This is a genomic window from Arthrobacter sp. FW306-1B-F12A (assembly GCF_058781865.1).
Genome location: NZ_JBYSXD010000009.1, coordinates 37,784 through 47,600, shown reverse-complemented (window position 1 = coordinate 47,600; position 9,817 = coordinate 37,784). Strand labels below are relative to the sequence as shown.

Genomic DNA, 9,817 nt, shown 5'->3' with positions numbered 1-9,817 from the left:
CCCCCCCCCCCCCCCCCCCCCCTCCGCGCGTCGATCGTTGTCGTTCTCTCACCGACGCTCGCTTACCTATGTCGGGTTTTTCCCCCGACGCTCGCTCACGTATGTGGCGTTTTCCCCCGACGCTCGCTCACAAACCCAGGAACTGTGCTGTGGCTTCATGGCCTTCCACCTTTAGCTTCCAATCGGGTCGGGTGAAGGAGCCCGAGGTGAGTCGAACTCGTTGGACCTGCACGACGTCGGTGCCCCATTGGTCGCGGTAAATGCCGTTGGGTTCATAGCCGAGGCTGGCGGAAACGCCCAAGGAGTCCTTGTTCCAAATGGCAGCTTCGGAGGTCGCTACTTCGGCGTTCAGGTAGTCGAAGGCGTAGCTGAGGGCGGCCGCGCGCATCTCCTTGCCAAGGCCTAGGCCTTGGGCGCCTTTCTTGAGCCAGGAGCCGGTGGAGACGGTCTTCAACGATGCGAAGTTCTTCGCCTCGATATCCTGGCAGCCAATGAACTCGTCGTTATGCCAGATGCCGAGGAGGAGCGTCCATGATTCCGCAGCCGTTCCCGCACGGCAGCGCCAATACCACCGGGCCATGTTGGCACCCAACTCATCCTTGGGCAGTTCCGTCCAGGGGTTGCTGAAGGGGGACTTCCCAGGCTCGTGAATGCCGCTGAGGGCGGCCTTGACGGCTGCGGGGATGTCGGCGTCCTGTATGGGGCGCAACTCCAAGCGGGGTGTGGTCAGGATGAGGCCGAAGAAGGGCCAGATGGCGCTTAGCTCATTCATCCGGGAAGCCTAGCGGACATGTGAGCGGGCGTCGGCCGGAAACCCGATATATGTGAGCGGGCGTCGGCCGGAAACCCGATATACGTGAGCGGGGGTCGGCCGGAAACCCGATATATGTGAGCGGGGGTCGGCCGGAAACCCGATATACGTGAGCTAGCGTTCCAGGGCGGGGCCGCGCTCATGCACGGGGACCGATGTCCCAACTGATGTGCTTGCGGACGTCGGTGAGGTTCATCGATTCGGCGAGGAACAGATCGTCCAGCATGTATTCGTCCACCCCCAGGATCCGCATCCAATGCCCGTGGCCGGTGGTATCGCCGTCGAGCGATTGGCTGGAAACGCACACGCCCGTTCCCGAGTCCACCCGCAACAGCGTGCGCCCAGGGAAACAGAGCGGCGTTGCCGCATCAGCAGCCACGTAACTGGATCCCGGCGTCGCGATGGTTTCGAGCGCTGGACGCCCCTCGTGATCCACTTCCCGAATGGCGCCGAACGACACCCTGTTGGACTCGGGAAACTCCATCGGCACCGGCGCATTTCCGGCGAGCTCGACAGGATCAAGGGCTGCAGCGAGCCGACCGTTCCCGAACGACGGTTCGCCGTAGGCCGCTTCGGGGCGTCGGCGGACCAAGCCCGCGGAGTCATAAACGGGGGTCACCAAGTGGGCCGGCAAAAGCCAGGACTTTCGCTTGGAGCCTAGGTAAAGCCCGTCTCGGGAGTCGTTGATGCCCGTGGTGCTATGCAGTAACGCACCGTCGACGGTTTCGAGCCGAAGCGCTCCCGGCCGGCGCAACCAGGCGCGCACTGTGGCATCCGCCTTGCCCGGCCTGTCCAGGTATTCGAACCTGAGGCTTGTCCATTTCCATGGGGAGGAGCGGCAGAGGTTTCGGAAGGTGGAGGACATGTCGGCATCCGGACTGCCTTGGATTTCTGCACTGTAACGCCCCATATCCACAGTCTAAGCGTGCGTAACCGGCGGAGGTTCGAGAAAACCGATAGCATCCGAGGGTGATCCGACGACTCGGCGAATTATGGGGGACCAGTTTCCCGGCCTTCTGGCTGCTGCTCGCAGCTTGTGTGTATTTTGCTGTCATGGCTGCCCGGCTCACGGTCATCGACGTCCGTCACCACCTCTTGCCCAACCGGATCGTCTTCCCCTCCTATGCCATCGCCGGTGCGTTGCTGCTCGGCGCGGCGGCAGCCGTCACTTTGGCTGGGGGAGCGGCTGGACCAGCGCCCGACGGCGGTGCCCCCTTCCTCGGGGTGCCTGCCTTGGGAATCGTGGCCGGGGGAGCCGTGCTGTGGGTGTTCTATTTCATCCTGCGCTTGGTCTACCCGCCGGGGATGGGCTTCGGCGACGTCAAATTGGCCGGTGTCCTCGGCCTTTACCTTGGCTATCTGGGTTGGGCGCATGTTTTTACCGGAACATTTGCGGCGTTCCTCTTCGGTGGGCTGTGGAGCCTGGGAGTCCTTGCTGCCCGGCGGGGAACCTTGAAATCTTCGATACCGTTCGGGCCGTTCATGCTGGCCGGTGCCGCTGCGGCCATGTTTGCCCTGCCGGCGTGAGGAGAGCTGTGGGCAAACGGAGCGAGAAGCCACCGTTTGAGCCGCCTTGCCCGCTGTCATTCGGGCATCGCCGGTGGGATACTCGCCCTACTGGCGGATCCGATCCGGAAGCGGAGGCAGAGCTCGTGTTGGTTATGGCTGATTCAACGGAAGCAGGCTAGGCCGTGCCGGTCCCTGAATTCATCCGAGAAATCCGCGAGAAGATCGGCAACGACCCGCTGTGGCTACCCGGCGTCCGGGGCGTGGTCCTGGACGACGAGAACCGGGTCCTGCTGTGCCAACGGGCCGACAATGGCCGGTGGACCCTGATCACCGGAATGCTGGAACCCGGGGAGCATCCGGCCCCCGGTTTGCTCCGCGAGATCTTCGAGGAGACTGCAGTTGTGGCCGAAACCGAGCGCATCCTGGCGGTGGGCGTGATCGGCCCGGTCACGTATCCCAACGGAGACGTCTGCGACTTCCTGGATATTGCCTTCAAATGCCGCTATGTCTCGGGAGAGGCCCGCGTCAACGACGACGAGTCAATCGCCGTCGGCTGGTTTGCCCTCGACGAGTTGCCTGAGATCAGTGCCGGCCACCGCGAAACCATCCGGCTTGCGCTGGAGCCAGGCTCCGCCGTCGCATATCAGCGGGATTGACGGGCCGCGAGGATCGCGCGGGCCGCGAAGAGGCATGCGGCGGCACCACAGGCAATAGCGCCGACGATGGTCCACCATTCGCCCTTGGCGGAGGCTATCGAGACGGCCAGGAGGCCGAAAAGGACTGCCCCGAGTCCCCATCGAACGGCCGGGCTGATGTTCGCGGATTCTTCGGGCTCTGAACTCATGCGTTCCAGCCTAAGCCAGATGCTCGGCCCGGAGGACATGCCCGGCCTTGCGTCCCGGCAGTGGACAGATTCCCCATATGTCCACTGGTCCGAGCCAAGGGCGGGCATGTCCCGGGCTCAGCGCCGGGCGAGCTCGCCGTCTTTGTCCCCCAGCGGGCCGGACTCCGGAACAGCGTCTACGGCGCGTGACCCCTCGCCGGAACCCTCGCCGGAACCCTCGGCGGAACCCTCGGCGGACCCTTCGCCGGGTCCCTCCACGGACACTCCGAGGCGTTCGGCTTCAAGGCGTTCGGCCTCGGCGCCCCCGACAGCCTCGCCCCGGGCCACCATTCCGGCGGTGTCGGAGAGCGGGATCTGCTTGAGGGTGATCGCGAGGAGGAGGGCGATGGCGATGAACGGGATGAGGTACCAAAACACGGGTGCCAGTGAATCGGCGTAGGCGTTGACGATGGCGTCCTTGACCGGGACCGGCAGTTGGGCCAGCGTCTGAGGGTCAAGCTTGCTGGTGGACTGTGCGGCCTGTGAGGCTGAAGCACCCGCGCCTGTGAATGCCCTGGTGAGGGACTCAGCGAGCCGCGTGGTGAAGATCGAGCCGAAGACGGCGACGCCCAACGAAGCCCCGACCTCGCGGAAGTAGTTGTTGGTGCTCGTTGCCGTGCCGATTTGCTCGGCTGGAACGGCGTTCTGCACCACGAGGACGATGACCTGCATGATCAGGCCCAGGCCCGCGCCGAAGATGAACAGCTGGATGCAGATGACCCAGATCGGAGTTGCCGCCGTGAGGGTCGTGAGCCACAACATGGCAACGATCGTGAGGCTCGCTCCGAGGATCGGGAACATCTTGTACTTGCCGGTCTTGGAGATGCGGATACCGGAGTAGATCGACGTACCCATGAGTCCCACCATCATCGGCAGCATGAGCAGGCCGGAGACGGCGGCCGAGGTGCCGGAGGACATCTGCAGGAACGTCGGCACGAAGGCGATAGCGGCGAACATGCCCAAGCCCAGGGTGAAGCCGATGGCCGTGGCGTTGATGAAGATCCGGTTCTTGAACAGGCTCAACGGAATGATGGGATCTTCGGCTTTACGCTCCACAAGGACGAAGAGGAAGGCAGCAAGCACCATGCCGGCGCCGAAGGCCCAGGTGAGCGGGGAGTCCCAGCCTTGGTCCTTCTTGCCGCCGAAGTCGGTGAAGAAGATCAGGCAGGCCGTGGCAGCGGACAGCAGCAGCACGCCCAGGATGTCGATGCGCTTTTCGGCCTTCTTGTTCGGCAGCGTGAGCGTGAACCAGGCGATCGTGAACGCCGCAATGCCGACGGGGATGTTGATGTAGAAAGCCCATTCCCACGTCAGGTGATCGACGAAGAAGCCGCCCAGGAGCGGGCCGGCCACGGCGGAGAGGCCGAAGATGGCACCGAGGGGACCCATGTACTTGCCGCGTTCCTTGGCAGGCACGATGTCCGCGATGATGGCCTGCGACAGGATCATCAGGCCGCCGCCGCCCAGGCCCTGGATGGCGCGGAAGATCACGAAACCCCAGAAGTCGGTGGCGAAGGCGCAACCGATGGAAGCTGCGGTGAACAAGCCGATGGCAATGAGGAAGAGGTTCCGCCGGCCCAGGATGTCACCGAATTTGCCGTAGATCGGCATGACGATGGTGGTGGCCAGCAAGTAGGCCGTGGTGATCCAGGCCTGGTTCTCCACGCCGCCGAGCTTGCCGACGATCGTGGGCATGGCCGTGGACACGATGGTCTGGTCCAGGCTCGAGAGCAGCATTCCGGCGATGAGCGCCGAGAAAATGATCCAGATCCTTCTCTGGGTCAAGAGCAGCGGTGCGGCCGCTTTGGTCTTGAGGGTGGTACTCACGGTTGGTCCTTCTGGGGTTCGACGGGGTGGGTGTCCAGCGCTTGGGCGAAGAGAGTACGGGCTGCGTGGAGGTTCCGGTCCAGCAGCTCGCGGTAGGGCTCGGTGTTCTCTTCGGAAAAGAACTGTTGGCTTGTCTTCTTGGTGACGGCGCCGAAGACCGCCGCGGCCATGACGATCTCGGCATGGTCCGCGGCGAGGCCTTCACGGGATGCGATGAGCTCTGCGAATTGGCGCTCGCGGACTTCGCCTTCACGGGTCAACCGGCCAAGGAGCTGGGGCTCGGCCTTGACTGCGGCGATGAGCTGGCGGATCTCCGAAGGGCTGACGGTGGACCGCTCGAGGACCGCCAGGGTGAAGTGCCGCAGGGCGGACAGCAGCGAGCCGGAGATCGTGCCGGCTGCACGATCGGGATTGCGGTTAAAGGCTTCCAGCGCGTCCTCGGGAAGCTCGTCGGAGAACGAGCCGATCACTGCGTCTTCCTTGGTGTGGAAATAGTTGAAGAAGGTCCGCCGCGATATGCCGGCCTGCTCGCAGGCTTCCTCGACAGTGAAGCCGTTGAGTCCGTGCTGGGCCGTCAAGGACCGCGCGACGGCGGAGATCGCCGCGCGGGTCTGAGCGCGCTTGCGCTCCCGGAGTCCGCCGTCGGGCTGGCCAGTCGGGCTGGCGAGAAACTAGGCCTTGTGGGCCGGGCGGGTCATGGTGGTGACGTCGAGGGCCTTGTCGAGCTGCTCTTCAGTCAGTTCGCCGCGCTCGAGGTAACCCAGGGAGACCACGGCTTCGCGGATGGTCAAACCCTCCGCAACGGCCTTCTTGGCGATCTTTGCCGCTGCTTCGTAACCGATGAACTTGTTCAGCGGGGTCACGATGGACGGGGAAGCCTCGGCCAGGAAGCGGGCGCGCTCGACGTTCGCGGTGATGCCGTCGATCATCTTGTCGGCCATGACGCGGCTGGTGTTGGCCAGGAGGCGGATGGATTCGAGCAGGTTGGCAGCCATGACGGGGATGCCGACGTTGAGCTCGAAGGCGCCGTTGGTACCGGACCAGGCGATGGCGGTGTCGTTGCCGATGACCTGGGCGCAGACCATGATCGAGGCTTCGCAGATGACCGGGTTGACCTTGCCCGGCATGATCGACGAACCCGGCTGGAGATCCGGGATGGAGATCTCGCCGAGTCCCGTGTTGGGGCCGGAGCCCATCCAGCGGAGGTCGTTGTTGATCTTCATGAAGGAAATGGCGATGTTGCGCAGCTGGCTGGAGCCCTCGATGAGGCCGTCGCGGTTGGCCTGCGCTTCGAAGTGGTCGCGTGCCTCGGTCAGTGGCAGGCCGGTGTCGGCTGCGAGCAGCTCGATGACGCGCTCCGGGAAGCCTTCCGGGGTGTTGATGCCGGTGCCCACCGCGGTGCCGCCCAGGGGGACCTCGGCGACGCGGGGGAGGGCGGCGTTGATGCGCTCGACGCCGTAACGGACCTGCGCTGCGTAGCCGCCGAACTCCTGGCCAAGGGTCACCGGGGTGGCGTCCATGAGGTGGGTACGGCCGGACTTGACGACGTCCTTGAACTCCGAGGCCTTGCGGTCCAGGGAAGCAGCCAGGTACTCGAGGGCCGGGATCAGGTCGTTGATCAGGGCCGACGTCGCGGCGACATGGACCGACGTCGGGAAGACATCGTTGGAGGACTGCGAAGCGTTGACGTGGTCGTTCGGGTGGACAACTTTGTCGCTCCCGGCGGCCGCGAGGGCGCGCGTCGCAAGCTCGGCGATGACCTCGTTGGTGTTCATGTTGGAGGATGTGCCCGAACCGGTCTGGAAGACGTCGATGGGGAAATCGCCGTCGTACTTTCCGGCGGCAACCTCATCGGCAGCGTTGGCAATCGCCTCGGCGAGCTCGCCGTCGAGCACCCCAAGTTCAGCGTTCGCCAGGGCCGCGGCCTTCTTGACGCGGGCCAGGGCCTCGATGTGTGCGCGCTCAAGCGTCTTGCCGGAGATCGGGAAGTTCTCCACGGCGCGCTGCGTCTGGGCGCGGTACAGGGCGTTCACGGGAACGCGAACTTCGCCCATCGTGTCATGTTCAATACGGAACTCGGCCGTGTTGGATTCTTGAGTGGAAGTCATGGGGCTAGCTTATGGCGAGCAGCCGCTTGACCGAAAACCGGTGGAACAAAGCTACGGCCGCCGCTTGCCGCCCCTTCGGGGCGGCCCGGCATCCGGCCTAGAGCTTGCCGATCCCGGAAACAAGCGCCGCGCGGCCTTCGTCCAGTTTGTAGGAAAGCCCGACGACGGCGGCCCGGCCGTCGTCGATCGCGTCGGAAATCACACGTGAACTGTCGGCAAGGCGGCGGGCCGTCTGCTTGACGTGCTCCACCACCATCTCGTTGACGTCCGTCTGCTCATTGCGCATTGCGGTGAGGACGGAAGGCGTGATGCGTTCCACGAGGGAACGGATGAAACCTGCCGGCATTTCACCGGTCTCGACGGCACTCTTCGTCGCGGTCACCGCGCCGCAGCTGTCGTGGCCAAGGATCACGATGAGCGGAACATGCAGTTGGGAGATGCTGTACTCCAGCGAACCGAGGACCGCGTCGTCGATCACCTGACCGGCCGTGCGGACCACGAAGGCATCGCCCAGGCCGAGGTCGAAGATGATTTCGGCGGCCAGGCGGGAATCAGAACAACCGAAGATCACGGCAAAGGGGTGCTGGTCCTCCACCAGGGAATGCCGGCGGGAAGCGTCCTGGTTGGGGTGCATGGACTCCCCGGCGACGAAGCGTTCGTTTCCTTCGCGCAGACGGCGCCAGGCAAGTGCAGGAGTCAGATAGGTAGCCACGGCGCTACTTTACGGCTTTGTGGTGGCAGGCTGCGAAACTGTGTCGCCCGGCTTCGTGCTCGCGTCCGCGGAAGCGACCGGAGCTGCGTCCATCGCCTTGACCACAGCTGTGGCCAACGTGGAGAACTCGTCCAGGCCGGCGCCGCCGCTCAGGATGATCGTGGTGCCGCGGTAGTTCAGGACCATGCTGCGGTTGCCCTTGGCCGTGTCGTGGAGCTCCCAGTCGTGGCCGCCGGCGCTGCGCGTTCCGGTAACCGGAGCACTCCCGGTCTGCTGGAAGATCCAGGTTGGGTTGGCCTTGCGGGTCTGGACAATGCCGATGAAGGCCTGCTTGGGAGTGACGTATCCGACCTCCCACGTGGGCACGCCATCGCCGGTTCCGGATGACCAGCGGGCGTAGTTCGGACTAAATGTGTCGCCGGTATCCGGCGCCACCGGTGTGAAACCGGCCACATCTTTCGCATTGGCGGCGGTTGCCGCCACATCGACGTTGGGCTTGTAACCGTTGCTCTTTGGCGCCGGATTCATGAGCACAATCGGCAGGAACGCCAGCACGCAGAGGAGCAAGGCGATGAGCATGCCAATCACCGACGCATTGGCCCTTTTGGCTGCTTTCGCCGGGATAACGGGGTTCACCGCGGCCTGACCAGCGTCGTCGGCGCCAGCTGCGCCCGTGCCTCCGCCGTCGGAGGGGGCGGCGGCAATTGCTTTGTCTTGCGTTTCACTCACGCTTCAATAGTCTCCTATCCAAGCGGCTAATACACATCGGCCGGTCCGCGCAAGGGGCGTTCCGGGAGTTGGTCATCCCATGACCGCGCCACCCCGCCCCGACTATGATCTCTTCTAGAGGAATCATTCAGGCCGCCAAGCCCAGCCATTCCTGGTCCCACGAATCGCGTCATCGAAGAAGAGGTTCACGTGTCTCCAGCGCCAATGTCCCAGAAGTATTCCACGATTTCGCCGGCGCTCGCCGTCGGGACCGATGAGCCGGACCGCAACCTGGCCCTCGAACTTGTCCGGGTTACCGAAGCTGCCGCCATTGCGGGCGGCCACTGGGTTGGATTCGGCGACAAGAACAAAGCAGACGGCGCCGCCGTCGACGCCATGCGCTCCTTCCTCCACACCGTCCATTTCAACGGCGTCGTTGTCATTGGCGAGGGTGAAAAGGACGAAGCCCCCATGCTCTTCAACGGCGAGCACGTCGGTGACGGCACCGGACCCGAGTGCGACGTCGCCGTCGACCCCATCGACGGAACCCGCCTGACCGCGCTGGGCATCAACAACGCCCTCGCCGTGTTGGCAGTTGCCGAGCGCGGCACCATGTTCGATCCCTCCGCCGTGTTCTACATGGAGAAGCTCGTCACGGGTCCCGAAGCAGCCGACATGGTGGACCTGCGCCTCCCGGTGAAGCAGAACCTGCACTTGATCGCCAAGGCCAAGGGCGTCAAAGTCAACCAGCTCAACGTCATGATCCTGGACCGCGACCGCCACCGCCCGCTGGTGGAGGAAATCCGCGAAGCCGGCGCCCGCACCAAGTTCATCATGGACGGCGACGTCGCAGGCGCCATTGCCGCTGCACGTTCCGGCACCGGCGTTGACGCCCTGATGGGCATCGGCGGCACCCCCGAAGGCATCGTTGCCGCTTGTGCCATCAAGTCCCTCGGCGGTGTCATCCAGGGCCGCCTGTGGCCCACCAGCGACGACGAGAAGCAGAAGGCCATCGACGCCGGACACGACCTCGAGCGCGTCCTCTCCACGAACGACCTCGTCACGAGCGACAACTGCTACTTCGCCGCTACCGGCATCACCGACGGCGACCTCCTCAAGGGCGTGCGCTACTCCAAGGACAAGGTCCTGACCCAGTCCATCGTGATGCGCTCCAAGTCCGGCACCATCCGCTTCGTCGACGGCGAGCACCAGGCCAGCAAGTGGGAGGGCTACGCCCGCAAGTAGGACCCACCCCCCAG

The 9,817-nt window shown here is 64.5% G+C and carries 11 protein-coding genes; 3 read left to right on the top strand and 8 right to left on the bottom strand.

The annotated features are described in order from the left end of the window. Nucleotides 1–127 precede the first annotated feature (127 nt). On the bottom strand, nucleotides 128–772 hold the full coding sequence (locus AC3WJU_RS06910) for a GNAT family N-acetyltransferase (protein ID WP_492259515.1): 645 nt from the start codon (nucleotides 770–772) through the stop codon (nucleotides 128–130). A gap of 178 nt (nucleotides 773–950) precedes the next feature. Further along, the gene (locus AC3WJU_RS06905) at nucleotides 951–1,721 is read right to left on the bottom strand and encodes a hypothetical protein (protein WP_441433671.1); all 771 of its coding nucleotides are present in this window, start codon (nucleotides 1,719–1,721) and stop codon (nucleotides 951–953) included. Nucleotides 1,722–1,780: 59 nt separating this feature from the next. Between AC3WJU_RS06905 and AC3WJU_RS06900 the strand changes: the two genes are divergently transcribed. Together AC3WJU_RS06900 and AC3WJU_RS06895 are read left to right on the top strand one after the other, a co-directional pair. Further along, nucleotides 1,781–2,338, top strand: coding sequence for a prepilin peptidase (locus tag AC3WJU_RS06900; RefSeq protein WP_492259514.1), 558 nt, complete (start codon nucleotides 1,781–1,783; stop codon nucleotides 2,336–2,338). A gap of 164 nt (nucleotides 2,339–2,502) precedes the next feature. Next, nucleotides 2,503–2,976, top strand: coding sequence for an NUDIX hydrolase (locus tag AC3WJU_RS06895; RefSeq protein ID WP_059387959.1), 474 nt, complete (start codon nucleotides 2,503–2,505; stop codon nucleotides 2,974–2,976). On the opposite strand, the gene AC3WJU_RS06890 is transcribed toward AC3WJU_RS06895, so the two are convergent. The 6 genes from AC3WJU_RS06890 to AC3WJU_RS06865 form a co-directional block, all read right to left on the bottom strand. After that, complete coding sequence (locus AC3WJU_RS06890) at nucleotides 2,964–3,164, bottom strand: hypothetical protein (RefSeq protein ID WP_059387958.1); 201 nt, start codon at nucleotides 3,162–3,164, stop codon at nucleotides 2,964–2,966. The two genes, AC3WJU_RS06895 and AC3WJU_RS06890, sit on opposite strands and share 13 nt — an antisense overlap. Nucleotides 3,165–3,281: 117 nt before the next feature. Beyond that, nucleotides 3,282–5,030, bottom strand: a complete 1,749-nt coding sequence (locus tag AC3WJU_RS06885) for an MDR family MFS transporter (protein ID WP_492259513.1) — start codon at nucleotides 5,028–5,030, stop codon at nucleotides 3,282–3,284. After that, nucleotides 5,027–5,629, bottom strand: coding sequence for a TetR/AcrR family transcriptional regulator (locus AC3WJU_RS06880; protein ID WP_492259533.1), 603 nt, complete (start codon nucleotides 5,627–5,629; stop codon nucleotides 5,027–5,029). The genes AC3WJU_RS06885 and AC3WJU_RS06880 overlap by 4 nt, the downstream gene beginning before the upstream one ends. Before the next feature lie 72 nt (nucleotides 5,630–5,701). Continuing rightward, nucleotides 5,702–7,138 (bottom strand): class II fumarate hydratase, encoded by a 1,437-nt coding sequence (locus AC3WJU_RS06875; RefSeq protein WP_492259512.1) that lies wholly within the window; start codon nucleotides 7,136–7,138, stop codon nucleotides 5,702–5,704. A gap of 97 nt (nucleotides 7,139–7,235) precedes the next feature. Further along, nucleotides 7,236–7,850, bottom strand: coding sequence for a carbonic anhydrase (locus AC3WJU_RS06870; protein WP_059387956.1), 615 nt, complete (start codon nucleotides 7,848–7,850; stop codon nucleotides 7,236–7,238). Nucleotides 7,851–7,859: 9 nt separating this feature from the next. Continuing rightward, nucleotides 7,860–8,579 (bottom strand): DUF4245 domain-containing protein, encoded by a 720-nt coding sequence (locus AC3WJU_RS06865; protein WP_492259511.1) that lies wholly within the window; start codon nucleotides 8,577–8,579, stop codon nucleotides 7,860–7,862. 204 nt (nucleotides 8,580–8,783) lie between these two features. Here AC3WJU_RS06865 and glpX point away from each other — a divergent pair, with 204 nt between their 5' ends. Further along, on the top strand, nucleotides 8,784–9,803 hold the full coding sequence (gene glpX / locus AC3WJU_RS06860; protein ID WP_171983398.1) for a class II fructose-bisphosphatase: 1,020 nt from the start codon (nucleotides 8,784–8,786) through the stop codon (nucleotides 9,801–9,803). The last annotated feature ends 14 nt before the right edge of the window (nucleotides 9,804–9,817 follow it).

Excerpts from the sequence above, each read along its gene's own strand:
- AC3WJU_RS06910 (WP_492259515.1), bottom strand. The coding sequence starts at position 772 with ATGAATGAGCTAAGCGCCATCTGGCCCTTCTTCGGCCTCATCCTGACC.
- glpX (WP_171983398.1), top strand. The coding sequence starts at position 8,784 with ATGTCCCAGAAGTATTCCACGATTTCGCCGGCGCTCGCCGTCGGGACC.
- AC3WJU_RS06875 (WP_492259512.1), bottom strand. The coding sequence starts at position 7,138 with ATGACTTCCACTCAAGAATCCAACACGGCCGAGTTCCGTATTGAACAT.
- AC3WJU_RS06905 (WP_441433671.1), bottom strand. The coding sequence starts at position 1,721 with ATGGGGCGTTACAGTGCAGAAATCCAAGGCAGTCCGGATGCCGACATG.
- AC3WJU_RS06890 (WP_059387958.1), bottom strand. The coding sequence starts at position 3,164 with ATGAGTTCAGAGCCCGAAGAATCCGCGAACATCAGCCCGGCCGTTCGA.